The sequence below is a fragment of the [Bacillus] enclensis genome, assembly GCF_001456935.1.
Lineage (GTDB): Bacteria > Bacillota > Bacilli > Bacillales > Bacillaceae_B > Rossellomorea > Rossellomorea enclensis.
Genome location: NZ_KQ758482.1, coordinates 95689 through 119233, shown reverse-complemented (window position 1 = coordinate 119233; position 23545 = coordinate 95689). Strand labels below are relative to the sequence as shown.

Genomic DNA, 23545 nt, shown 5'->3' with positions numbered 1-23545 from the left:
GAGGAGGGGAAAGCAATATGGCTATGAAAATAGGGGATAAACCCTTCAATGATAGAGTGTCGAGCGGAATCGCCGATACATTCATGCGGGGGGCTGTATCTTCCGCACAAGCACGGTTGCGCAGCGGGCGCCTGAATGCGGCAGAAGAACTCGGTAACTGGGAAGAGTGGCGGCAGCTGGGTGAGGAAATCAGATCCCATACGATCGAGAACCTCGATTATTACCTCGAGCTTTTAAGTGAGAATGTGGCAAAACGCGGAGGACATGTTTTTTTCGCAGAGACGGCTGAAGAAGCAAACGAATACATTACGGAAGTCGTCAAGAAGAAAGAAGGAAAAAAAGTAGTTAAATCGAAATCGATGGTCACGGAAGAAATCAATATGAATGGAGCACTTGAGAAAGCCGGCTGCGAGGTCATCGAATCCGACCTGGGCGAATGGATCCTGCAAGTGGATGATCATGATCCGCCATCCCATATCGTTGCTCCGGCACTTCACAAAAATAAAGAGCAAATCCGGGATGTGTTCAGAAACAAACTCGGGTATGACAAAACGGAAAAGCCTGAAGAACTTGCTTTGTTTGCACGTGAAAAATTAAGAGAAGAATTCCTGCAGGCAGATATCGGCATCACCGGCTGCAACTTTGCAATCGCAGAATCCGGAACGATTTCCCTCGTAACGAATGAAGGGAACGCACGAATGGTGACAACCGTTCCCAAGACGCAAATCACCGTCATGGGCATGGAACGGATCGTGCCTACATGGGAAGAGATGGAGGTTCTTGTCAGCCTCTTGACGCGGGCGGCAGTCGGACAAAAGCTTACAAGCTATATCACCGCTCTGACAGGACCGAAGCAAGAAGATGATGTGGACGGCCCCGAGGAGTTCCACCTGGTGATCGTTGATAATGGGCGTTCGAAAATCCTTGGCACAGCTTTTCAGTCCATTCTCCATTGTATCCGATGTGCAGCTTGTATCAATGTGTGTCCCGTATACCGTCATGTAGGCGGACACTCGTACGGTTCAATCTATCCGGGACCGGTGGGGGCTGTATTATCCCCGCTGCTTGGCGGATACGAAGAATATAAAGAGCTTCCATATGCATCGACCCTGTGCGCAGCCTGCACGGAAGCATGCCCGGTGAAAATCCCGCTGCACGAGCATTTGCTTAAACACCGCCAGGAGATCGTCGAGCGTGAAGGGAAGGCACCGGTTTTTGAAAACCTGTCGATGAAGGCGTTCAGCATGGGGACCGCATCCCCGGCCATGTACAACATCGGCTCGAAACTTGCACCCGCATCACTGGCCGCTTTTACAAAAGACGGAAGTATTTCGAAAGGACCGGGACCGCTGAAGAACTGGACCGATATCCGTGAATTCCCGGCGCCGAAAAAAGAGCGGTTCAGGGATTGGTATAAGAAGAGAAGTAAAGAAGGTGACAAATGATGGCGATCGGACAAATCCATAATAGGGGATCTTTTTTAGATAAGCTGGCAAAGAACCTTGGCCGGGATCGTCGTGTGGAAGTAGTGAAACCCGAGTGGCAGCACAACCCTCAATGGGAAGTGTATAAAGGCTATTCCCAGGATGAACTTGCCGCTGTGCTGAAAAAACAGTGCGAACTGATTCATACAGAGGTACACGAGACCGTCACGAGCGAGCTTTCAACCTTGATCCCGCATTTAATCAAACAATATGGAGGGAAGTCCGTTGTCAGCTGGGACGACCCGCGTTTTGAAGAAGCCGGCCTTGCTGATATCGGGGACGGGGACCTCACCCATCACGTCTGGAATACAGAAGCCAGGGATGAAAACCTTGCTTTTTCAGCCGTTGCAGATGTAGGAATCACCTTCAGTGATATGACACTCGCGGAATCAGGAACCGTGGTCCTTTTCAGCGACAGGGGAAAAGGTCGGGCTGTCAGCCTGCTCCCTGCCATCTACATCGCCATCATCCCAAAAAGCACCATCGTCCCGAGGATGACACAGGCAGCCAAAAGCATCCACGACAAAATCGAAAGCGGGGAACTTGTTGCCTCCTGCGTGAATTTCATTTCAGGTCCCAGCAACTCAGCGGATATTGAAATGAACCTCATCGTCGGTGTGCATGGCCCGGTTAAGGCTACTTATGTCATTGTGGATGATTTATGAGGAATGTGAACACCTGATTTTTTTTGAGTCAGGTGTTTTTATTTTTAACCGGAAAAGTGGAGTGAATTCGTGATGGAGCTCGTTCTCCGTGATGGTATTCCCCATGGGTGCAGTTTAAAAGCGGTTTTGACAAATTAGTGTTTTAGAATACCAGGTTACTGTTGATTTCGATAATTAGGTGGGATCCATGACCTAAACGTGATGGAATCCTATTTGTTGTCCCAAGTAAAGAATTTTCGACATGAAGGGCATAATTATTGTACTGAAGGGCGCAATTAATCTGGAGAGGGGCACAATTATAAATTGAAAGGCGCAATAAATCTGATGAGAGGCACAAATATTTTTTAAAGGGCCTAATAACCCGTGGGAGAGGATCAATTACCACAGGAAAATGCACAATTGTCTTTAAGATCGCTTTAAAATGAAGAGCGGAGACGGATTTTGTCCAATAACAGCCGGGTGACACATCATTTTTCGCACAGCATATCTCAACTACTCCGACCTATTGTCAATTTTCCACACATGAACCGAGATTCCCGGCACATTAGTAACCTTCAAAAGGTTCAGCGCCTTACCTCCCCATAAATCCATCACCGTGATGAGCTTTTCCCTCCATAAACCAATCAAAATTTGTTACACTGACCTAGTTGCATAAAACATCTCATTTATTCAAATACATCAGACAATACTATAAGAAAGGTCATTGGAGGAAGCTATGTCGAATCGAAATAAAGGAATCATACTTTTATTATTATCCGCTTTCGGATTTTCAATGATGGCCGCGCTGGTGAAACTCTCCGGTGACGTGCCGACGATCCAAAAGACGTTCTTCAGGAATTTTGTGTCAGCCATCATCGCTTTCGGTTTTGTGAAATATTATGGGGAGCGGCTGTTCGGTAGGAAAGAGAATCAGAAGCTGCTGCTCCTCCGTTCGAGTCTCGGGGCTGCAGGGATTGTGCTGTTCTTTTATGCAATCGACCATCTCGTTCTGTCGGATGCCGATATGCTGAATAAGCTCAGTCCATTTTTAACGATCATCTTTGCATCGATCTTCCTGAAAGAGAAAGCCCGGATGTTCCAGATCACGGCGATCATCATTGCTTTCATCGGAACGCTGTTCATCATTAAGCCGGCGTTTTCGTATGAAACGATCCCCTATATCGCAGGCCTGTTGTCGGCTGTATTTGCAGCAGGTGCGTATACGGTGCTGAGGGTATTGGGTACGAAGGAAAAATTCTATACGGTTGTCTTTTATTTTTCTTTCTTCACCACCATGGTCCTGCTGCCGTTCGTGATCGCTTTCTATGAGCCGATGAGCATGAAGCAGTGGGTGTACCTCTTGGGGGCGGGTTTCTTCGCGACGATCGGGCAGTTCGGGATCACCATTGCCTATAAGTTCGCACCGGCGAAAGAAATCTCGATTTTCTTTTACTCAACCGTCGTCTACTCCGCACTGATCAGCATCTTCCTGTTCGGACAGATTCCTGATACGTGGAGCATCATCGGTTATATCATCATCTTTGCCGCTTCGCTTTATATGTTCCTGAAAAACAACAGGCAACCATCCTGATAAAAAGGCCCGTCCCTCATCGCTTTAAAGTGATGAGGGACGGGCCTTTTGTACAGAATTTGCCATTTTCAATGGAAAACTTTTAAGGTGAAATAGTCTATAATAGATATAAGAAAACATTTCCTGTAAGGGAGTGCTGTCAATGATCCTGCGTCAAACGGTTTTTTCCAAGTGGGCTGTCCTGCTCCTGGGGCTGGTGTTATTGAGTAATATCATGTTATATCAACCTGCAGTCCAGGAAGCCCTTATGATTAAGCTGCAAAGTGGAGTCATTCTCGGTTCTTTTCTGGATATGGCTGTCGGTGCTCCTCTTCTTGTTTATGCCGCTTTCCGGGTATCGAAGAAACAGATCATCGGATTCATGATTGCCGGCCTCGTCCTCGCCCGTTTTTTAATCCCCGAAGAGTTCTTTACACCGTATGAAATTCTCTTATATGCAGGAGTTGGATTCGAAGCACTGCTGTTTCTCGCTGAATTGACCCTTATCGGCTATCTCCTTTGGAAATTCCCCAAGTCCGGGCCGAAATGAAGAAATCAGGGGATACGCCTGTCTTTTCCATGCTGCCGGCTGCAGAAAAAACGGTCGGAAGCCATCCCCTCATTAAAATCCTTGTCTCTGAAGCGCTTATGTTCCACTATTTGCTTTTTTCCTGGCGCAGGAAAGCACCCGCACATGCAGGCTGTGTGACGATGCATAAAAAAACAAGTGCACTCGCCATGAATATCATGGTCATCCATGCAATCGTCATTGAGTCAATCGGGATTCACTGGTGGCTCCATTCGAATTGGCCTGTCCTTTCGATTGTACTGCTTGCCCTGAACATTTATGGGGTCTTTTTCTTCCTTGCAGAAATCAATGTAATGAGGCTGAACCCGCTTGAAATAAAAAATGGGAAGCTGTATGTCACACAAGGCCTGATGCATCGTGTCTCAGTCCCGCTTGCTGCCATAGAAAAATGTGACTGGGGAGGGGACCCGGAAAAAGATACGCTCATATTCATTTACCGTGACTTTGAACAGACAGAGCCACAAGTAATACTCCACTTCAAAGAACCCGTTGAGGCCACTCTTTTCATGGGGAGGAAGAGGTCTGTATCAAGTATCGCTTTGAGAGTCGATGACCCGGTAAAACTCAAGCAGCTTCTACGGTAAAAAAACATTCGGAACCGGTATCTTTTTTTACGCTGAATCCGTTATAAGCATGAGAGGATATAAAGGAGTGAAGGAATATGATTCGTGGAACGTTGAGGAAAGAAAGGGAATCGGAGGGCCAGGAACTGAACGAGCTTATGGATAAGCTTCTTCATTACTGTCTGTTCCTGACAAAAAACAAATGGGACGGGGAGGATCTGTGCCAGGAATCCATCTGCCGGGCCTTGAAGCATTACCCTGACCGGGAGAAATGGAGCCCGCCGTTATTGAAGAAGATGGCTTACCATGCATGGGTCGATAAGGTTCGTAAGCTGAACAGGGAAATGCTTGGCGATGTGCCCGATCAGAGTGGGGAGGAGAATACAGGGAGCGACCGTGATATTTTAGACATGCTGGTGAAAAAACTGACGCCAAAGCAGCTCATTACGCTCGTCCTGAAAGAAGGCTTTCAATATAAAATCCATGAAGTCGCTGAACTCCTGGGCATGACGGAGACGTCCGTCAAGGCACTGCTCAAACGCACCAGGGCGAGACTTGAAAAACGTTCAAATGATGAAGAATCACGTTCGAATAGTGAATACTGGGAAGAGTACTCACAAGAAGACGTGATGACACTTCTTCAGGAAAGCATCCAAAACCAGGATCCCTCGGATTTGATTGATCAGCTCCCTGATTTGATTTCCGGACAGTCCGCTCCAAAGATGCTATCGTTCCCGACTGTTACCCGCAGCGTTTCTTCTTCTTCAAGCGTCCTCTCAATGGCAGCTTAACGTTCAAGAGGAGGAATGAAAATGAGCACCATCCCTTATGTAATAGAGCAATCAAGCAAAGGTGAGCGTTCCTATGATATTTATTCGAGGTTGTTGAAAGACAGGATCATCATGGTGAGCGATGAGATCAATGATCATATGGCCAACAGCATCGTAGCCCAGCTGTTATTCCTGGCAGCGGATGATCCGGAAAAGGATATATCACTCTACATCAACAGCCCTGGCGGTTCTACGTCCGCAGGTTTTGCGATTTTTGACACGATGGAGTATATCAGCCCCGATGTCCGGACGATCTGCACCGGTATGGCCGCTTCCTTTGGGGCGATGCTTCTGCTCGCCGGCACGAAAGGAAAAAGGTTCGCGCTCCCGAACAGCGAGATCATGATCCATCAGCCGCTGGGAGGCGCCAGGGGTCAGGCAACAGACCTTGAAATATCGGCTAAAAGGATATTAAAGCTGAGGGAGCATATCAACGAAATCATCTCGGAAAAAACGGGCCGAAGCATCGAAAAGGTCGCCCTCGATACCGACCGTGATTATTTCATGAGTGCACAGGAAGCGAAGGAATACGGGATCATCGATGCCATCATCGAAAAGAAAAAATAGCGGTAAACACACTTTTATTGGGGGACAGGTGACTGTCCTTTTTTTCGTTTAATCATACAAATTAATACTAGTGTATGAGGTCTCGATTTATTGAACGGGCAAGGTGTTTTATGGTAAGAGGGAGAGGGTTATAGTAAAATTAAAACTAGAAAGCTTAAGAAATTTTTAACTCTTAATAATGATATATACATATCCCTGCTAAAATCGCTTCATAAGAAAGGGTGACTTGATATGAGGGACTTTATTGCTTTTGACTTTGAGACAGCTAATCGTTCGAGGCACAGTATTTGTTCAGTCGGCATGGTGTTTGTGGAAAATGGGAAAATAGTGGATTCGCTTTATGAATTAATTGATCCAGAAGAGGATTTTGATGGGTTCAATATCAATATCCATGGCATCACCCCTCAGGATGTGGAAGGTGCGCAGACGTTTGATGCTTTCTATCATTCAATTAAAGAAAAAATAGAAAATAAGTTGATGGTTGCACATAATCTATCCTTTGATGGCTATGCGCTGCGTGATAATCTTGCCCGCTATGGTGTAAAGCCGGTTTATAATCAATTTCTCTGCACCTATCAGATGTCGAGGAAAATGGTCACTGGTCTTCCTGCATACAAGCTTTCTTCAGTGTGTACCCACTTCGGAATAGATTTAGAGAATCATCACCATGCTGCAGATGATGCCGAAGCGTGTGCTCATATCATGCTGAAGCTGGCAGAAGAGTATGGGGTTACAGACTTTGATTCTCTTTACAATAAGACCAGGATCACACCCGGAGAAATATCCGAAGGCGCCTATCGTTCTTCCCTGGTAAAGAAGTTTCCGAAAAAACTTGATATGAGAGAGTTTCAAGCCTCAAAAGATGCAGACCCGGACCATGATTTTTACGGAAAGAACATCGTATTTACCGGTGAACTGAAATATTTTTCAAGATCAGAAGCAGCAAAGATGGCTGCCGGGTGTGGAGGACAGCCGCAGAACAGTGTTACCGCGAAAACTCATTATATCATCCTTGGAAACTATGAAGATGTCATGATAAAAGGTAAAAAGTCTTCAAAAATAATGAAAGCCGAAAAGCTGATCAACGATGGGAAGAAAGTAGAAATCATCAGTGAAGAGGATTTTCTGAAAAAGGTACACGGCTAAATATACTCAGAAGAAGGAGATATAAAATTGACACTGACACTCTTGCTTCTCATTCTCGGAGTCATCGCATGGATGATGGCTGGGAAAAAAGGCAATCGCTATCAAATTAAATGGATTCACTCTTTGAAGAAATATTCATGGTTTGCCAATCCGTGGCTCGCGGGATTATTTTTATTTGGGGTCAATTTATTCTTATTTGGGTTGACTGGTTTGATTTTATTCGGCCTTTCATTTTTGATGATTCCGTATTTTCATTTGGTAATCATGATGCTTGCAGTCATCGTTAGCATCCTCGTATGGAAATCGATCGCTTCCGCACGCAGCTGGAAAAAGGGGGAACGGGTGAAGATTGCCGCGACCGGCAGCAGCTTCTATTTATGTATGGCCGTCTTTTTTTATTATCAAATCGTCTCTTATGTCCCGCAGTTTCCCGGAGACGACACATTCATGGCCACCCTTGGATTCATGGTCGGAATCCTCGTGACTGCAGTGGCTTTCCTTACCTGTTTAAGCATCATTCTGTTCACGAAAGATTCTTTTTCGAGGGAAGCATAATTATGGTGCCTGGCTCAAAACACCTCTTTTGAGCCAGGCACCATTCTTTATTTCTCAAATGCTTTCCATTATCCTATAAGGAAATGCTATAAAAAGAGGGACTGTAATGAAAACCATACATAGTGACATCATACAATTCAGGGGAAATCATTATGATTTCGGATACATGCAGGGAGAACGCATCAAGGGCTCCATTACGGTCAAAAACCGTGAAAATCAGTGGAAGGTCAGAAAGCCGCGATTTTCAATCGATGTGAATGAAACAAAGGGAGTCATCACTCGTTTTGCCCCCGGCATCTGGGACGAACTCCTCGGCCTCAGGGAAGCGCTGGAGTGGCCGATGGAAAAGATCCTTCAGGAGTTCGGCGGCTACAGGGTCGACTACGTGCGTTCCGGCTGTTCGATTATGACAGGAAAAGACTATATGATCAGGAATTATGATTACCATCCAAAAACCTATGAAGGCAGGTATATTTTTTTCCAGCCAACGGACACTGGATATGCCATGATCGGCCCCAGCCAGCGTGTGACGGGACGGATGGACGGCATGAATGAGAAGGGTCTTGCAGTTGGCTATAATTTCATGCACAGGAAGAATCCCGGCGACGGATTCATTTGCTGTATGATCGGAAGGATCGTCCTCGAATCGGCTGCATCAGTGGAGGAAGCGGTGGCTCTCCTGAAGGAAATCCCGCACCGGCATTCTTTCAGTTATGTGGTGTATGACAAGAGCGGTCAGACTTACATCGTTGAGACCTCTCCGCGCGGCGTCGAAGTCAGGCAGTCTACTATGTGTACCAACCATTTCGAAATAATGAAAGAAGAAAACCGAAATCATCTGGTCGATTCTAAAAGGCGCCTGGCCGTGATGGAAGAGGAGAAGCCTGAAAATGCAGAAGAGGCTTTCCGGCTCATGAACGGCAGCGACCGGGGAGTCTTTTCAGACCTTTACGGCAGCTGGGCGGGAACGATTCATACATCCGCATATCTTCCAAAAGAGATGAAGGCTTGGTTTGCCCTTGGCGGAGACCGGGACCCTGTGGTATTTGATTTTGATAAGTGGCTTGAAGGCGAAAATGTTTCCCAGGTAAAAATGTCAGGTGAGGTAGATACAGATATTCCCTTTGTTCATATGGATGAGGGAGCGGATTGGTTTAAAAGGTAAACCTGTATTTCAGGTATACCTTTTTTATTTGGATTTTTTATGATGATAATGGATAAAAAAAGAAAATCGACTTCCAATAACAACCTGATAATTCCTATATTATGAAGAGCTTTGTTACTTTCATCTTAATTTGGTAAACGTGCCAAAATAGGCACATAGATTTTGTTTCGGTTGTCAGTATAATAGAACTAGAAGGTTTTTTTGACGGGAGGGCTGCCAATGGGTCAAAGGAAAAGAATATGGCTTGAAAAGTTAAGGAAAATAAAAGGATTCAGTCAAGAAGAAATCGCTAACCTGGTTCACATAGACAGGTCTTATTATTCCAAAATTGAGAGCGGTGTCAGGATTCCGAGTCCGGCAACGGCAGAAGATCTGGCTGATTTGCTGAACTTTCACGTCTCTATCTTTGAACTGGAGGACAGTCCTTTTCACTTTGCTTTGCAGGATGCCCCGATGATCGTGGCACACTTCAACCTTAATCTGGAATACACCTGGATTTTCAATCCCCATCCTGATTTTGATGCCGTTTCAGTGATTGGAATGAACGATGTGGAATTGGAGGATAATCCGGGTACCAGGCAGTTAATGGAGTTGAAAAGGGAAGTTATCACTGAGTGCAGGCCGATCAGGAAAACCATCCTGTTCCCGATGTCTGACGGTTTATATACGTATGATGTCTCCTGTCATCCTTTATTTAACGAGAAAGGGGCATTGATTGGAGGGAGTTCTGCATCCACTGAGCTTACTAAAGTGGATAAAACAGAAATATCGAACGGTGATCGCTCATCTGAGAACCTCACATTAAATTAAAGAATAGGGGTGGAGGATGTGCAGGATTCTATGTTGACGAACTTATTATTGAATTCTTTTTTTATCTTATCAGGTCTTCTGATCATCGCGGTATTTTATGATGTCAAAAAGAAAGTCCCATCCAGGTTATTTGTCATCCTCATCTCTAGCGTGACGATCCTATTATGTGTGGTGTTCGGCTCCAAACTAGCATCCGGGGTCTATATCGATTTAAGGCGGATTCCATTCTTCTTGGCGAGTCTGTATTTCGGTCCCCTAGTATCATTTGTACTCATGGCCTTCATCATTTTTATCAGAATGATTCTTATAGGGGATGAATTGATCCTGCTTGTCGCACTGAATTATTTTAGTGCATTTTTAATTTTAGCAAAACTTTCAAAAGGTTTTTATCGTGCAAAGAAAACACATAAATTGGTATACTCAGCCGGCCTCTGTTTACTGATGTCGGTCTATAACATAATAGTTGGCTACTTGTACGGTGCAGAATTAGTGATGCTTGAACAAATTGGCATCGTTCTCATACCGCTGGCCGCGATGGTCTTTTCTATCTTTATAGCTGAAATGCTGCGGAAGGTGATGAAAGCAAGAAAATTATTCATACAGCAGGAAAAACTGCAGGCAGTCGGACAATTGGCTGCCACCATTTCTCATGAGGTAAGTAATCCGTTAACCTCCTCAAAAGGCTTTCTCCAGCTGATGCGCAATGAACAAGATCAAAACAGTCAACAGAGATTCCTCGATCTTTCGTTGGAAGGAATCAATCAGGCGTCACATGTGATCGACGAGTATTTAACATTTGCCAACACATCCCCAGATAAAATAGAGCACATCGACGTAAAGGAACTGATAAGTGAATTAATTCATATGATGAAGCCGATTGCCGCCAATCACGGTGTATCCCTCAAATACAAGTTAATGCCGGACATATACATTGAAGGCCAGACTCGGAAATTCAAGCAATGCATGATGAATATCATGAAAAACTCCATCGAGTCCATGCCTTCCGGCGGTGTGCTCCTTATAGAAATGACACAGGCTGATAATCTGGTCATCTCCATTGCCGATACAGGATCTGGAATGACCGCAGAGCAGGTCCATCGATTCGGTGAACCTTTTTACACGACAAAAGATGAAGGGACAGGCCTCGGCATCATGGCTGCAAGTATCATCGTCAATTCCATGAAGGGAAAGATCCAGGTTAAAAGTGAATTGGACAGGGGAACAACCGTCTTTTTGGAATTTGGTGAAGTGACAGTCATAACAGACAAAAAAGGAATCCAGCCGTAACAGCTGGATTCCTTTTTGCCTTATATGAATTTCACAATATCCTCGAATGGTCTGCGCGTCTTCGGTGCCGGATCGTTTACATGGTATCCGAACGCACACATGACTGAAATGCTGAAGTGACCGTCTTCGAGCAATCCTTCTTCTTTGAGCAACGCATTCATTTTATCCACATCAAAGCCTTCGATCGGACAGGAGTCGACCCCGATTTGAGCGGCTGCCGTCATCATGTTCCCCAGGGCAATATAAGTCTGTTTCCCTGCCCAGTCAAGCAACGGGCGTTCCCCGTCAAGAAGGTCGAAATCCTCTTTCTGGAACTGCTCGATTCTTTCAAGATATTTGCTCATATGATCTTCCGGCATGTTCTTTGTGTTTTGGAAATGATTGCGCAGATATTCTGAATCATACTTCGTATCAAGCTTTGTACGGGCCAGTACGACTACAAAATGACTTGCATCCGGCAGTTTTCCGTAAGCACCCCACGCCGTGTTCTTGATTTTTTCACGTAGGCGCGCATCCTCGATGACAAGGAATCTCCATGGCTCAAAGCCGAAAGAACTTGGTGAAAGCCGGCCGGTTTCCATGATGAATTGGAAATCATCATCGGCTACCTTTTTATCTGGATCGAATTGCTTGGTGGCATGCCTGAACTCATAGGCATCCAGTATTTCCTGTTTGATTGCTTCTTTATCGCGCATTGAACATCGCTCCTTACTTGAATTCATTGACTTCTTTAAAATAGCATAAGTTGTCTGAGGATTCACATCATTTGTTCGGCGGATACGTACCCTCATGAAACTATTTCCATTTTGTTTCGTATATAGAGGAAAGGGACTGTTTAACAATTAATTTACCCAAGGGAAATGTTTTTAGGAGGAGATACTATGGTGGGAATCATCCTGACCTTCGTGATTGGGGCAGGGATGCTCGCTCTTTTTAATTGGCTGATGGGGTATGGGAAAGGGTATATCCAGATAGATTTTGAAGAACGTTACTTCAAGGAGAAGGAACATATTGAAGCAATCAGGCTGGAACTTGAAAAACAGGGGAAAAAGGTTCACTATCAAGGTAACGGCTATTTTATCATAGACGATCGACCCTATCTATTCATCGAACGAACCGTTTCCATGGGCGGGGTTCCCATGCAGCGGACCATTCTTAAACCGATTAAAAAGTAAAGGCCCGTCCCTGCTAAAGAGGTGTGGATGGAGTATGGCGAGGAGATGTATATGAAAGAAAGCTATTTTGATGAGCTGCTGAATATCAAAACCGGGAAAGATCAGATGGGGATGCCGAGGTCGATTCATTATCACCGGTATGAGCCCACACCATATGGGGCGCTTCAGGAGTTGTTCCAGGTTTACGAGTTGAAGAAGAATGACCGCGTCGTGGATTTCGGCTGCGGCAAGGGCCGTCTCAATTTTTTCACGCATTATTTATTTGGATCGACTGTCATCGGAATTGAGATGAATGAAGAGTTTTACCAGGAGGCCATCGAAAACCGTGAGAACTATTTTAAAAAGAAGAAGGGCAGAAGAACTGCGATAGAATTTGATTGCTGCCTGGCCGAGGAGTATGAAATACACCCCGGTGATAACGTATTCTATTTCTTTAACCCGTTTTCTGTTCAGATCTTCATGAAAATCATCAACAACATCCTGTTTTCATTGGAATTTTCTCCCCGTAACATCGAAATCGTCCTCTACTACAGCTCGGATGATTATGTTCACTATCTTGAGAACCATCCCCTGTTCGAACTGCGGAAAGAAATCAATCTTTCGGGAGAGTATGAGCATAATGTGTACGAGCGTTTCTTGGTTTATGGACTCACTTATTAAATCCAGCAGCTGATTTTGTAAAAGCTGCTGGATTTTTTCTGTTTCCTGAACGTTGCAGTAACTACTTGGAAACATACTGCGGTGTCACCGATGGGACTGCTTTATACAATCTCTGCAGGATCACCATTGATACCACTGTGACCCCCAGGTCCAGAGGCAGGTAGGCGGCCATCCATCCCCAGGCCACTGTATAGCTGAAGCCGCTGGGTGCCTCTGCCCAGAAGGAAAGTGCGGCATACATGAAGTTCGTGCCGATTATGTAATTCAACACCAATGCGAGAATTCCAGCTCCGCCATATCCAGCAAGCGTACGGTTACGTTCCAGCACCATTCCCACTGCAAAAGCGACAGCGATAAAAGATAGAACGAATCCGAATGTAGGGCTCAATAAACTGGATGGACCTCCTTTGAACTGGGCAAACACCGGGGCACCGACAAGGCCGAGTGCCAAGTAAACCGTCATTGCTTTTGCGCCTGTCCTGCTCCCCAGCATCCCCCCGGCAAGTATCGCAAACATCAACTGAAGCGTGACGGGAACCCCGCCGATCACCAGAAACGGTGAGACATTCGCCCCTACCGCCATCAGGGCGGCAAAGAGGCCGCATAGTACTATTTCCTTCGTTTTACTCATGTCCATACCATCCTTTCTCATAATGTGATATGATACTTATTATCAAATATGTTAACTAAAAAGTAAATATAGTTAACATAAATAAAAAGGAGGAATTGCAGTGGGTGGATTTTTTATCACAGGCACCGATACTGAAATTGGCAAGACGATGATTACAGCCGTGTTGACCAAGTATTATCTTGACAGGGGAGCTGACATTTTTCCGTACAAGCCTGTTCAAAGCGGGGCTGAATGGGAAGGGGACAAGCTGACTGCACCGGACACCGTATTTTATGAGCGTTTCGCAGGCAGGGAATTTGGAGCTGAAACCAATACATATCTTTTCAAAATACCTAGTTCCCCTCATCTGGCAGCAGCGCTGGAAGGCGTGAAAATTGAATCTCAGCCGATTGTTGATCAAACAGAGAAACTACTGAACTCCCATGAGCTTCTGCTGGTAGAAGGGGCAGGCGGGTTGATCGTCCCGTTGAATGAGGAAGAAACGATGATTGACCTGATCGACCGGCTGTCGCTGCCGGTCATCCTGGTGGCAAGGGCGGGTCTCGGTACAATCAATCATACAGTCCTGTCGGTGATGGCGCTGAAACAGAGAAACATCAAAATTGCCGGGATCGTCCTCAACCAGGTGACACCCGATGAGCTGCCTGAGATCGAGGAAGACAATAGAAAAATGCTTGAGAAATTATCTGATGTTCCCGTCATAGGCACCTTTCCATACATAAAAGGCGAAGAATTTGAAAAGCTGGACGTGGGAGAAATCCTTGAAAACTGGAACATCAATATTCTAGAGGAGGCAATGCAGCATGAATCCAGAAAAGCTTATTGAAAAAAGCAGCCAGTATCTGTGGCTGCCGTTCACTCAAATGAAGGACTATGATGCAGATCCACTGGTGATTGAAAGCGGGAAAGGTGTCTACCTCCGTGATGTCCATGGAAAGGAGTATCTCGATGGATACTCATCTCTATGGCTGAATGTCCATGGACACCGGAATGAAGAAATCAATCTTGCCATCAAGGAGCAGCTGGATAAAATCGCTCACTCGACCTTGCTTGGGGCTGCCAATATCCCATCGATTCTGCTGGCAGAAAAGCTGATCGACCTTGCCCCTGAAAAGCTGAAGCGGGTCTTCTATTCAGACAGCGGTGCAACCTCCGTCGAAATCGCAATCAAAATGGCATATCAATATTGGCAGAACATCGGAAGGCCCGAGAAGCAGAAATTCATCACCCTTAAGAATGCGTATCATGGCGATACGGTCGGAGCGATCAGCGTAGGGAAGGTGGATATCTTTCACCGCGTCTATAAATCTCTCATGTTCCATTCCCTGGTCGCCCCGTTTCCCGACGTCTACCACCACCCGGAACTGGATAGTGCAGATAAAATCCGCGATCGCTGCCTTCAAGAGCTGGAGTCGATCCTCGAAGAACATCATCATGAAATTGCCGGAATGACCGTTGAATCCCTCATCCAGGGAGCAGGCGGGATGAATATCATGCCACAAGGGTATTTTAAAGGAGTCGAAGAACTTTGCAGGAAATACAATATCCTTCTGATCGTCGACGAGGTGGCGACAGGGTTTGGCCGCACCGGAAAAATGTTCGCCGTCGAGCATGAAGGCGTCCAACCTGATATCATGACGGTTGCAAAAGGGATTACGGGCGGATATCTGCCAATCGCAGCGACACTGACGACGGAAGAAATCTATGAAGCATTTTACGACGACTATAATTCTTTAAAAACATTCTTCCACGGCCATTCCTACACAGGAAATCAGCTTGGATGCGCAGCTGCACTTGCCAATCTTGAAATCTATAAGAGAGAAAATCTGATAGAGAAGACACAGGAGAAAATATCAGTAATTGAAGATCTGCTGAAGCCGTTGAAACAGCATCCACACGTAGGGGATATCCGGCAGCTCGGGATGATCTGCGGTATTGAATTGGTTTTGGAGAAGGAGACGAAAAAGACTTTCCTGTGGGAAGACAGAGTCGGATATCATACCACCCTGAAAATGAGGGAACTCGGCATGCTGACTCGTCCGATTGGGGATACGATTGTCTTCATGCCACCGCTTGCAGCGAATGAAGAGGAACTTAGGGAGATGGTGAGTATCATGAGTGAAGCGATTGAAATGACGACGAAGAAATATGCAGGTGAAAAAGCAGTGTGAGTTTGTGGGGGCGTACCAGGTACAAGGTAGGTATGTTTGTACCTGGTACAAAACAGCTGATTTGTGCCAGGAACAAAAGGGCGGGATTGTGCCAGGAACAAAACCCCTGATTTGTGTCTGGCACCACTTCACGCCCATCACCCGCTTCAGAAAAAAGACCACCCTTAAAGGGCGGTCATCCATTACTCTTTCACTGACTCCAATAAAAAATCCACAATATGAACAGCCCGCATCTTATCCGAAAGGCCTTCCCGCTCGATCCCGAGCTTCATCTGGAGGAGGCAGCCGGGATTGGCCGTTACGATCGTGACTGCTCCCGTCGCGGCTGCGTTTTCCATTTTGTGATCGAGGATCTTCATGGACATTTCGGATTCGACGATATTGTAGATACCGGCAGAACCGCAGCAGTGATCGGCCTGCTTCATCTCTTTGTATTCGGCCCCTTCTACCGATTGAAGGAGGATGCGGGGCTCCATGAATGTCCGCTGGACGTTACGGAGGTGGCAGGAATCCTGGTAGGTGATCCGTCCCCCGTCAGAACGCAGTTTCACTTTCTTATGAAACTCGAGTTCTACTAAAATAGAAGAGATGTCCTTGATCTTACTTTTAAACTGTACGGCTCGGTCTTTCCATTCCGGGTCGTCCTTCAACAGATGGTCATAGTCGACGAGGAAGGCACCGCACCCGCCGGCATTGGTGATGATATAATCAATGCCGGCTTCTTCAAATGCCTCGATATTCCTTCTTGCTAATTGTTTGGCGGCATCTTTCTCGCCGCTGTGGCCGTGAAGGGCACCGCAGCACGTCTGAGTGTCAGGGATGGCGATCTCGCATCCGGCAAGCTGCAGAAGCTTTGTCGTGGCGTTATTTGTTTCCAGGAACATCGTATCCATCAAGCACCCGGAGAAGAAAGCGACCTTTTTCTTCTTCTCACCGATTGACGGCAGGGAAGACGGACGGTTCTTCATTTCTTTCAATCTTGGAACCTTTGGGAGGACCCGTTCCATCACAGCCATGCTTTCAGGGAACAACTTCATGACCCCTGTGGCGTGGGCGGCCTTCTGCAGTCCCGACCGCTGATAGATTCCAAGAAGGTGGGTCACCATCCTCATCCTTCCCGGGTGAGGGAATAATCCTTCGAACACAGTCTTCCGCAGAACGCGCACGGGAAGGGAATGCTTTTTGTTCTGATTGATGATATCGCGTGCTTCCTCTAACAGATGGCCGTAGTTCACGCCTGAGGGGCAGACCGGCTCGCATGCCCTGCATCCGAGGCAGAGGTCAAGTGATCTTTCCACGTCTTCATCCGGTTCGATGACCCCGTCGACCACTGCCTTCATCAGGGCGATGCGGCCGCGGGGGGAATGGGATTCCTTGAAGCCCGATTCGATATAGGTGGGGCAGGAGGGGAGGCAGAAACCGCATCTCATGCAGTTCAGGAGCTCGTCCTGATCCATGCGATCCTTGAATTCCTGCTGTATCTGTTGTCTTTCCCTGGTTGTCGTCATCTTGAAATCACCACTCGTTTTCTTGATTCTTTCGCAAATACTTTATTCGGGTTCATTATATTATTCGGGTCGAATGACTGCTTGATCATTTTCATAGCCCCGATTCCTTCTGGTCCAAGCTTCCACTCCAGATAGGGTGCTTTCATCATCCCGACTCCATGTTCGCCGGTGATGGTGCCGCCGAGTTCTATGGCATGGGCAAAGATTTCCTCAAATGCCGCCTCGACTCGCTCCATTTCATCATGATCCCTCGCATCGGTGGCCACGGTAGGGTGGAGGTTGCCGTCACCTGCATGGCCGAATGTACAGATTTTCACATCATGACGTTCGGCGATTTCATTGATCGCTTTAACCATTTTGGCGATTTCCGAACGGGGAACCGTTGCATCTTCCAGGATGGTCGTCGGCTTCAGCCGGGCGAGCGCCGACAGGGCAGAACGGCGGGCAGTGCGGAGAGCCTCTGCCTCCACTTCTGTCGCTGCCAATTGGACAGATACCGCCTGGTTCTCCAGGCACACCTCTTCCATTCGTTTCATATCCCGTTCTACCACTTCACGGGGGCCATCCTGTTCAATCAGGAGTACTGCCTTCACGTCAGTGGGAAGACCTATTTTTGCAAAATCCTCGACAACTTCCAATGTAGGCTGATCAAGAAATTCGAGGGTGGCAGGGATGATCCGGTTCGAGATGATGTTTGAAACACTCTTTGCAGCTGCTTCAATATCTTGATAGAGTGCGAGCATCGTCTGTTTCGTTTCCGGCATCGGTACAAGTTTCAGCGTTGCTTCCGTTATGACACACAGAGTTCCTTCGGATCCGACAAAGAGACGGGTCAAATCATATCCGGCAACGTCTTTTGCAAGTTTCCCGCCCGTCCGCACGATATCACCATTGGGAAGGACCGCTTCCAAAGCAAGGACATAATCGCGGGTGACGCCATACTTCAGTCCTCTTAGACCTCCTGAATTTTCATTGATGTTGCCGCCTATCGTTGATATTTTCATAGAACTTGGGTCCGGGGGATAAAAGAGACCCCGTGCTTCGACCTCATTGATCAGATCCAGAGTAACCACTCCCGGCTGCACGGTGACTGTCAGATTCTCTTCATCTACCTCCAGAATCCTGTTCATATGGGTGAACAGTAGAACGAGACCGCCTTCTGTCGGACACGTGCCTGCACATAAGTTCGTACCTGAACCTCTTGGGACGATCGGCACACGATGCTCATTGCATAGTTTCACAATTTCCGAAACTTCCTGTGTTGTGCGGGGGACGATGACGGCATCCGGCATCGATTGGAAATTTGGCGTTGCATCATAGGAATAGACGAGTCTTTCTGCAGAACTGTCCCTGTAGTGGTCTTCACCGACCACTTCGATGAATTGTTTTTTTAATGAAGTTGAAATCATGGATATACCGCCTTTAATAAAGATATGAAAGAAAGGACGAGCCTTATAAAATAAGTCCGTCCCGTTTCTTATGGATTATTTGGAAGAATGAAAAGCGGCAACGGCATCGCGTAAATGCCCGTCATGCTTTTCCAGGAGTTCGAGTACCCCTTTGCCTTTAAGCCCCGTCATGATCTGCAGGATTGCGGCTTTCGTATGGTTGTTTTGTTCGGCAAGGGCAGCACGTGCTTCTTCATCTGATGCACCGGTTGCGGTCTTGACGATGTTTTCAGCACGCTTGCGGAGTTTTTCATTGGTCATCTGGACATCGACCATGAGGTTGCCGTATACTTTACCGATTTTGATCATGGAGGCAGTGGTCAGCATGTTCAGTACAAGCTTCTGGGCAGTACCGGCTTTCATGCGGGTAGATCCGGTCACCACTTCCGGGCCGACAATCGGAGCAATCGTGTAAGCTGAGATTTTCTCCATCTCGGAGTCCTTGCTGCAGACGACCGATACGGATACAGCCCCGATTTCATTGGCGTATTCCAAAGCCCCGATGGTATAAGGGGTACGTCCGCTTGCGGCAATCCCGACGACGACATCGTTCCCGGTCAAGCCGATATCAATAAGGTCCTGTTTTCCCTGATCACCGTCATCTTCCGCGCCTTCGATCGCTTCAGTGGTCGCTTCTTTTCCCCCTGCGATGATGCCGATTACCATCCCGGGATCCGTACCATATGTAGGCGGGCATTCTGAGGCATCCAGTATGCCCAGCCGTCCGGAGGTACCTGCACCTGTATAAATCAGGCGTCCGCCATTTTTGAAGGCTTGTACGATCTTGTCCACTACTTCGCTGATTGAAGGTATTTCCTTTGCAATCGCGTTTGGAACGAGGAGGTCTTCCTGATTGATGACTGTAACGATTTCTTCCGTGCCCATCAAATCGATATTCAATGTTTTTGGGTTTTGCTGTTCTGTGTTCAATTTCGTTAAGTTCATTTTGTATCCCTCGCTAGTAATTGAAATTTGCCTCCCGCTTTTATCTGATGGATGAGGGGGAGGTCTTCGTCCACGATCCTTGCGATGACATTGACTTTATCATCTTTCGGCAGGTCACGTTTCATGATCTGAAGTTCACCGGAATATCTGCCGTATAATTCATTATCGACCGTCACTGTACCCACTCTGCGCTCAACCGTGCTGCACGGTTCGATGGTTTTGCCGGTTCCGGCATATGACCGTGATTCCACTGACCTTATGACGTCCCTTCCAGGATCCATCCGGTTCGTATGCACCCCTTCAAGGAGGTGAGAGTAATTCTTATCTGTAAGTAATTCAACGGTTAAAGGGATGACACCTTTATCGATGATGTTCAGTGTCTTGAGCGTTTCTTCTTTCGAGGAAGGATCCCCGATCAGTATTTTATCTGTATAACCCGAATACTTTAATTGCGCCGCTGCAAGAGCGGGGGAGAGCCTCCGGTGCTGTTCAAGTGTGGGAAGCCCTTCGAATATCGGACCGCGGAGCGTATCATCTCCAGGTATGAATGCCATCGTCGTAATACCCCTGGATTTCAACATAACGTTTCGTTCTATTAAAAAATCAAGGTCAAGCCCCGTTTCGGGACGGGGATAGAAATTATGCCAGGCCTCGACGTTTTCCACATTTAATCCTTTTTCGATCAGACTGTCAAGTTCAGCATCAGATACGGTGCTCGCATTGATCCCGATCTTCAGCTGCTTTGAAAGATTCACGATTTCATCCGGGGAAAAGCCATAATCAACCCTGATCCCGGCCAGTCCCCAATCGAGAAGCAGCGGGACTCTATCTCCGTCAATCCCCAAATGGCCGAGTGACTTCGGCGACACGTCGGCCATCAGTTCCATATTATATGTACGGGCAAGGCTGCCGAGCTCCTGAAGCAGGTCTTTATAGGTTTCCGGATTATCTTCAGGAATATGAAGGGAGGTAAAGATGGACTTAAATCCATAAGAGGAGGTCTTCCTGATCCATTCCGCATTCTTTTCCCTGTTTTCTTCTTTAAGATAAATTGAGATTCCCAGCATGTTTTCCACTCCTTACATGAAGGCTGTTTTCTAAAAGATTGCTGCTTTTCGTAAATTGGCTAGCAGCCTGAATATTGCTTGTTGACGTGCTCTTTTCGAATTCACCTTTAAATGACAGGTGGACAAACATCAGAAAATACCCAAGTTCCGGTATTTTCTTTTGTGTAAAGCAACAAAGTATGCGAAAAGAGCTTACATGAAAAAACGTAAAGAAGGAGGAAGATCCTCCTTCTTTACTATAGTATGATTCTACTTAAATATCCTTTGCCATTTCATCTTTAAATCCGAACATCCATGTGAAGATGAATCCGAATACGTAGGCGATCAGGACACCTGCAAGATACAGAAGGATCTGCCCGTCTTCCATCAGGAAGGCAAGAGGGATACCGGATACACCGATTGCAATGGTTGCCGTTTTAAAGACTGCCTGGAAAGCTCCCCCGACTGCCGCACCGAGACACGCCGTGATGAATGGACGGCCCAGCGGAAGGGTGACACCGAAGATAAGCGGTTCGCCGATTCCAAGGATTCCAACAGGAAGTCCGCCTTTGATTACTTTTCTCAAGCGCTGGTTCTTTGTTTTGAAGTAAATTGCAAATGCTGCACCAACCTGACCTGCACCACCCATGGCAAGGATCGGAAGGAGCGGGTCATTTCCGATGGTATTGATCAATTCCATATGCACCGGAGTCAAGCCCTGGTGAAGCCCGGTTACAACAAGCGGAAGGAATGTACCTGCAAGGATAAGTCCCGCAAAGAAACCGCCCATGTCGATCAGTCCAAGTAAACCTTTTGTGATTAAATCTGAAATGAATCCCCCGACAGGCTGGAGGATGACCAGCGTTGCAAATCCGGTAACTAATAGTGCCAGCGTCGGAGTAATGATGATATCCAGTGCTGAAGGAACCACTTTACGGATTCTCTTCTCAAGGAATGCGATGAATACGGCAGCAAGCATGACGCCGATCAAACCGCCCCGTCCAGGAACAAGGTCTTCCCCAAATAATGTGATATTGGCAAGACCCGGGTTGATGATGAGGATGCCGGCTGCACCGCCAAGGGCAGGAGAACCGCCAAATTCTTTCGCGGTATTGATACCGACGAATACACCAAGGTAACCAAATAGACCCCATCCGATCAAGTTAAGAATCTCAATCAATGTCGACTCAGGATTAACACCTGATCGAACGATGACGTTTGTGAGCCCCGCGATCAACCCTGAAGCAACGATAGCCGGGATTAACGGAATGAAGATACTGGCTATTTTCCGTAAAAATAATTTGAATGGCGTAGCATTCTTTTTCTTTAAATCTGCTTTCGTACGGTCGGCGAGACCTTCGAATGAAAAGTCCTCATCTTCCTCCTCGTCCACAGATGAAACAGACTTGCCTGTCATGGCTGAAACTTCAGATGCAACCTTCGTTACGATCCCCGGTCCCAAAATGATCTGGATCGTTTCTGCTTCGACGACCCCAAGCACCCCGTCTATTTTTTTGATGCCTGCTAAGTCGACCTTACTCTCATCGATCGGTTTAACACGAAGGCGCGTCATACATGATTCCAATGAGGCGATATTCCCGGGTCCGCCAAGCAGCGCGGTGATTTCCTGGGCCAATCTTTCTTCCTTCCGCATAAAATTCTCCCCTTTTTAATAAAAATGTAATAACTAAAAATGAATTCGCTTACAAAGTATCATATCAACTATTAGTATAGATGTCTATACCATTTCCTGAAAGAAAAGAACAAGTTTTTAAGAATAATAGACAAAAACTCACCCCGGGATCACTTGCCCTCAGGTGAGTATTTTTATCTCAATCTTTCGATATTCATCTTGTATTTGTATTTGTCACCCCGGTAGGTGGACTTTACCAGTTCAAAGGGTGAGCCGTCTTCAAGGAACGTCTCGCGCTGGATGAATAAAACCGGTTCTCCTCTATCAAGCTTAAGATGTTTAGCATCATCTTCGGTTGCTGCTGCAGCCTCGATTGACTGAGAAGCATGGCCGAGCTTTAAACCGATTTCTTCCTCTACATATTGATAAAGAGAGTGGGACAGTATTTCCTGGCTCAGGCCCGGAATCAGTTTCACTGGGATATAGGTCGTCTCCATGGCCATCGGTTCATTGCTTGCAAGGCGGATCCGTTTGATTTTGTAGACAAGATCATCGCCCTTCAAGCCGAAATGGTGAATCAGATCATCGGTCGGACTCGACAGTTCAAAATGGATTAATTTATTGCCGGGTTCAAGCCCGCGCCTTCTCATGTCCTCACTGAATGAGGTCAAGCCGTGCAGGGATTGTTCGAACTTATGCTGGGAAACATAAGTGCCGCTCCCTTTTTTCCGGTAAAGAAGGTTTTTATTAACAAGGTTGGTGATGGCCTGGCGGACGGTCATCCGGCTGATGGTGAATTGTTCAGCAAGCTCTCTTTCAGAAGGGAGAACGTCCCCGGGTTTGAGGTCGCCGGAATCAATCATCGCTTTTATATGTTCTTCAATTTGGTAATACAGAGGTAAAGGAGACTTCTTATTGACCAATTTCATTGTCACCGTCCTGGGAATTATTGTTGAATAACGTATGGTCGTACATAATCAAACATATCTTATCATCCCATTCTACATGATGTCTATACCAGTATGAAGTGGGCTGTAAATATATTCTTGGATTTTATGTCTAATTTTAGTCATAAATTAAATTGGTATAGACAACTATAGTTTAAAATGATACATTCA

The 23545-nt window shown here is 46.5% G+C and carries 24 protein-coding genes; 16 read left to right on the top strand and 8 right to left on the bottom strand.

All coding sequences use genetic code 11. The features are described from left to right. The first annotated feature begins 17 nt into the window (after nt 1-17). The 12 genes from AS034_RS00560 to AS034_RS00505 all read left to right on the top strand — a co-directional run bounded on the left by AS034_RS00560 (nt 18) and on the right by AS034_RS00505 (nt 11210). Nucleotides 18-1445 carry a LutB/LldF family L-lactate oxidation iron-sulfur protein gene (locus AS034_RS00560; RefSeq protein WP_058297060.1) on the top strand — a complete coding sequence of 476 codons (1428 nt, stop codon included), beginning with the start codon at nt 18-20 and terminating at the stop codon, nt 1443-1445. After that, nucleotides 1445-2149 carry a LutC/YkgG family protein gene (locus AS034_RS00555; protein ID WP_058298047.1) on the top strand — a complete coding sequence of 235 codons (705 nt, stop codon included), beginning with the start codon at nt 1445-1447 and terminating at the stop codon, nt 2147-2149. The genes AS034_RS00560 and AS034_RS00555 overlap by 1 nt, the downstream gene beginning before the upstream one ends. A gap of 715 nt (nt 2150-2864) precedes the next feature. Then, complete coding sequence (locus AS034_RS00550; protein ID WP_058297059.1) at nt 2865-3719, top strand: DMT family transporter; 855 nt, start codon at nt 2865-2867, stop codon at nt 3717-3719. Between the two features lie 142 nt (nt 3720-3861). Beyond that, nucleotides 3862-4248, top strand: coding sequence for a hypothetical protein (locus tag AS034_RS00545; protein ID WP_058297058.1), 387 nt, complete (start codon nt 3862-3864; stop codon nt 4246-4248). After that, nucleotides 4245-4871: a hypothetical protein gene (locus AS034_RS00540; RefSeq protein WP_058297057.1), complete on the top strand. Its 627-nt coding sequence runs from the start codon at nt 4245-4247 to the stop codon at nt 4869-4871. Before AS034_RS00545 ends, AS034_RS00540 begins: the two co-directional genes overlap by 4 nt. Nucleotides 4872-4948: 77 nt before the next feature. Continuing rightward, on the top strand, nt 4949-5641 hold the full coding sequence (locus AS034_RS00535) for a sigma factor-like helix-turn-helix DNA-binding protein (protein ID WP_058297056.1): 693 nt from the start codon (nt 4949-4951) through the stop codon (nt 5639-5641). A 21-nt stretch (nt 5642-5662) separates the two neighbouring features. After that, the gene (gene clpP, locus AS034_RS00530; RefSeq protein ID WP_058297055.1) at nt 5663-6247 is read left to right on the top strand and encodes an ATP-dependent Clp endopeptidase proteolytic subunit ClpP; all 585 of its coding nucleotides are present in this window, start codon (nt 5663-5665) and stop codon (nt 6245-6247) included. A gap of 231 nt (nt 6248-6478) precedes the next feature. Beyond that, nucleotides 6479-7393 (top strand): exonuclease domain-containing protein, encoded by a 915-nt coding sequence (locus AS034_RS00525; protein WP_058297054.1) that lies wholly within the window; start codon nt 6479-6481, stop codon nt 7391-7393. Nucleotides 7394-7420: 27 nt separating this feature from the next. After that, nucleotides 7421-7948: a hypothetical protein gene (locus AS034_RS00520; protein ID WP_058297053.1), complete on the top strand. Its 528-nt coding sequence runs from the start codon at nt 7421-7423 to the stop codon at nt 7946-7948. Between the two features lie 106 nt (nt 7949-8054). Continuing rightward, nucleotides 8055-9113 (top strand): C45 family autoproteolytic acyltransferase/hydrolase, encoded by a 1059-nt coding sequence (locus tag AS034_RS00515; RefSeq protein WP_058297052.1) that lies wholly within the window; start codon nt 8055-8057, stop codon nt 9111-9113. Between the two features lie 219 nt (nt 9114-9332). Beyond that, nucleotides 9333-9923, top strand: a complete 591-nt coding sequence (locus AS034_RS00510) for a helix-turn-helix domain-containing protein (protein WP_074439934.1) — start codon at nt 9333-9335, stop codon at nt 9921-9923. Between the two features lie 18 nt (nt 9924-9941). Further along, nucleotides 9942-11210 (top strand): ATP-binding protein, encoded by a 1269-nt coding sequence (locus AS034_RS00505; RefSeq protein WP_058297051.1) that lies wholly within the window; start codon nt 9942-9944, stop codon nt 11208-11210. Between the two features lie 20 nt (nt 11211-11230). On the opposite strand, the gene AS034_RS00500 is transcribed toward AS034_RS00505, so the two are convergent. Continuing rightward, complete coding sequence (locus tag AS034_RS00500; RefSeq protein WP_058297050.1) at nt 11231-11905, bottom strand: NAD(P)H-dependent oxidoreductase; 675 nt, start codon at nt 11903-11905, stop codon at nt 11231-11233. Nucleotides 11906-12091: 186 nt separating this feature from the next. Here AS034_RS00500 and AS034_RS00495 point away from each other — a divergent pair, with 186 nt between their 5' ends. Continuing rightward, a complete protein-coding gene (locus tag AS034_RS00495; RefSeq protein WP_231938087.1) occupies nt 12092-12385 on the top strand; it encodes a hypothetical protein in 294 nt (97 codons plus the stop codon). A 51-nt stretch (nt 12386-12436) separates the two neighbouring features. Then, entirely contained in the window at nt 12437-13045 is a 609-nt protein-coding gene (locus tag AS034_RS00490) for a class I SAM-dependent methyltransferase (protein WP_058298046.1), read from the top strand. A gap of 61 nt (nt 13046-13106) precedes the next feature. Here AS034_RS00490 and AS034_RS00485 read toward each other — a convergent pair whose 3' ends face one another. Then, nucleotides 13107-13682, bottom strand: coding sequence for a biotin transporter BioY (locus AS034_RS00485; RefSeq protein ID WP_058297049.1), 576 nt, complete (start codon nt 13680-13682; stop codon nt 13107-13109). Nucleotides 13683-13776: 94 nt separating this feature from the next. On the opposite strand from AS034_RS00485, the gene bioD reads away from it, so the two are divergent. Continuing rightward, nucleotides 13777-14502 carry a dethiobiotin synthase gene (bioD, locus tag AS034_RS00480; RefSeq protein WP_058297048.1) on the top strand — a complete coding sequence of 242 codons (726 nt, stop codon included), beginning with the start codon at nt 13777-13779 and terminating at the stop codon, nt 14500-14502. Further along, on the top strand, nt 14480-15847 hold the full coding sequence (gene bioA, locus AS034_RS00475; protein ID WP_058297047.1) for an adenosylmethionine--8-amino-7-oxononanoate transaminase: 1368 nt from the start codon (nt 14480-14482) through the stop codon (nt 15845-15847). The genes bioD and bioA overlap by 23 nt, the downstream gene beginning before the upstream one ends. Before the next feature lie 182 nt (nt 15848-16029). Here the strand turns inward: bioA and AS034_RS00470 are convergent, their stop codons facing one another. From AS034_RS00470 to AS034_RS00445, 6 genes are all read right to left on the bottom strand, one after another. Further along, on the bottom strand, nt 16030-17355 hold the full coding sequence (locus AS034_RS00470) for a (Fe-S)-binding protein (RefSeq protein WP_058297046.1): 1326 nt from the start codon (nt 17353-17355) through the stop codon (nt 16030-16032). Continuing rightward, nucleotides 17352-18764 carry a glycolate oxidase subunit GlcD gene (gene glcD, locus AS034_RS00465; RefSeq protein ID WP_058297045.1) on the bottom strand — a complete coding sequence of 471 codons (1413 nt, stop codon included), beginning with the start codon at nt 18762-18764 and terminating at the stop codon, nt 17352-17354. Before glcD ends, AS034_RS00470 begins: the two co-directional genes overlap by 4 nt. A gap of 75 nt (nt 18765-18839) precedes the next feature. Then, nucleotides 18840-19748, bottom strand: coding sequence for an N-acetylmuramic acid 6-phosphate etherase (gene murQ / locus AS034_RS00460; RefSeq protein WP_058297044.1), 909 nt, complete (start codon nt 19746-19748; stop codon nt 18840-18842). Further along, nucleotides 19745-20815 carry a DUF871 domain-containing protein gene (locus AS034_RS00455; protein ID WP_058297043.1) on the bottom strand — a complete coding sequence of 357 codons (1071 nt, stop codon included), beginning with the start codon at nt 20813-20815 and terminating at the stop codon, nt 19745-19747. Before AS034_RS00455 ends, murQ begins: the two co-directional genes overlap by 4 nt. Nucleotides 20816-21068: 253 nt before the next feature. Beyond that, a complete protein-coding gene (locus AS034_RS00450; protein WP_058297042.1) occupies nt 21069-22448 on the bottom strand; it encodes a PTS transporter subunit EIIC in 1380 nt (459 codons plus the stop codon). A gap of 173 nt (nt 22449-22621) precedes the next feature. Continuing rightward, nucleotides 22622-23356 (bottom strand): GntR family transcriptional regulator, encoded by a 735-nt coding sequence (locus AS034_RS00445; RefSeq protein ID WP_321174901.1) that lies wholly within the window; start codon nt 23354-23356, stop codon nt 22622-22624. Nucleotides 23357-23545 lie beyond the last annotated feature (189 nt).

Bases quoted from the DNA above. Each gene is read 5' to 3' on its own strand.
- AS034_RS00445 (WP_321174901.1), bottom strand. From the start codon at position 23,356: ATGAAATTGGTCAATAAGAAGTCTCCTTTACCTCTGTATTACCAAATT.
- AS034_RS00555 (WP_058298047.1), top strand. From the start codon at position 1,445: ATGGCGATCGGACAAATCCATAATAGGGGATCTTTTTTAGATAAGCTG.
- clpP (WP_058297055.1), top strand. From the start codon at position 5,663: ATGAGCACCATCCCTTATGTAATAGAGCAATCAAGCAAAGGTGAGCGT.
- AS034_RS00550 (WP_058297059.1), top strand. From the start codon at position 2,865: ATGTCGAATCGAAATAAAGGAATCATACTTTTATTATTATCCGCTTTC.
- AS034_RS00510 (WP_074439934.1), top strand. From the start codon at position 9,333: ATGGGTCAAAGGAAAAGAATATGGCTTGAAAAGTTAAGGAAAATAAAA.
- AS034_RS00535 (WP_058297056.1), top strand. From the start codon at position 4,949: ATGATTCGTGGAACGTTGAGGAAAGAAAGGGAATCGGAGGGCCAGGAA.
- AS034_RS00545 (WP_058297058.1), top strand. From the start codon at position 3,862: ATGATCCTGCGTCAAACGGTTTTTTCCAAGTGGGCTGTCCTGCTCCTG.
- glcD (WP_058297045.1), bottom strand. From the start codon at position 18,764: ATGATTTCAACTTCATTAAAAAAACAATTCATCGAAGTGGTCGGTGAA.
- bioA (WP_058297047.1), top strand. From the start codon at position 14,480: ATGAATCCAGAAAAGCTTATTGAAAAAAGCAGCCAGTATCTGTGGCTG.
- AS034_RS00455 (WP_058297043.1), bottom strand. From the start codon at position 20,815: ATGCTGGGAATCTCAATTTATCTTAAAGAAGAAAACAGGGAAAAGAAT.
- AS034_RS00515 (WP_058297052.1), top strand. From the start codon at position 8,055: ATGAAAACCATACATAGTGACATCATACAATTCAGGGGAAATCATTAT.
- AS034_RS00450 (WP_058297042.1), bottom strand. From the start codon at position 22,448: ATGCGGAAGGAAGAAAGATTGGCCCAGGAAATCACCGCGCTGCTTGGC.
- AS034_RS00500 (WP_058297050.1), bottom strand. From the start codon at position 11,905: ATGCGCGATAAAGAAGCAATCAAACAGGAAATACTGGATGCCTATGAG.
- AS034_RS00540 (WP_058297057.1), top strand. From the start codon at position 4,245: ATGAAGAAATCAGGGGATACGCCTGTCTTTTCCATGCTGCCGGCTGCA.
- AS034_RS00485 (WP_058297049.1), bottom strand. From the start codon at position 13,682: ATGGACATGAGTAAAACGAAGGAAATAGTACTATGCGGCCTCTTTGCC.
- AS034_RS00560 (WP_058297060.1), top strand. From the start codon at position 18: ATGGCTATGAAAATAGGGGATAAACCCTTCAATGATAGAGTGTCGAGC.
- AS034_RS00490 (WP_058298046.1), top strand. From the start codon at position 12,437: ATGAAAGAAAGCTATTTTGATGAGCTGCTGAATATCAAAACCGGGAAA.
- murQ (WP_058297044.1), bottom strand. From the start codon at position 19,748: ATGAACTTAACGAAATTGAACACAGAACAGCAAAACCCAAAAACATTG.
- AS034_RS00470 (WP_058297046.1), bottom strand. From the start codon at position 17,355: ATGACGACAACCAGGGAAAGACAACAGATACAGCAGGAATTCAAGGAT.
- AS034_RS00525 (WP_058297054.1), top strand. From the start codon at position 6,479: ATGAGGGACTTTATTGCTTTTGACTTTGAGACAGCTAATCGTTCGAGG.
- AS034_RS00495 (WP_231938087.1), top strand. From the start codon at position 12,092: ATGGTGGGAATCATCCTGACCTTCGTGATTGGGGCAGGGATGCTCGCT.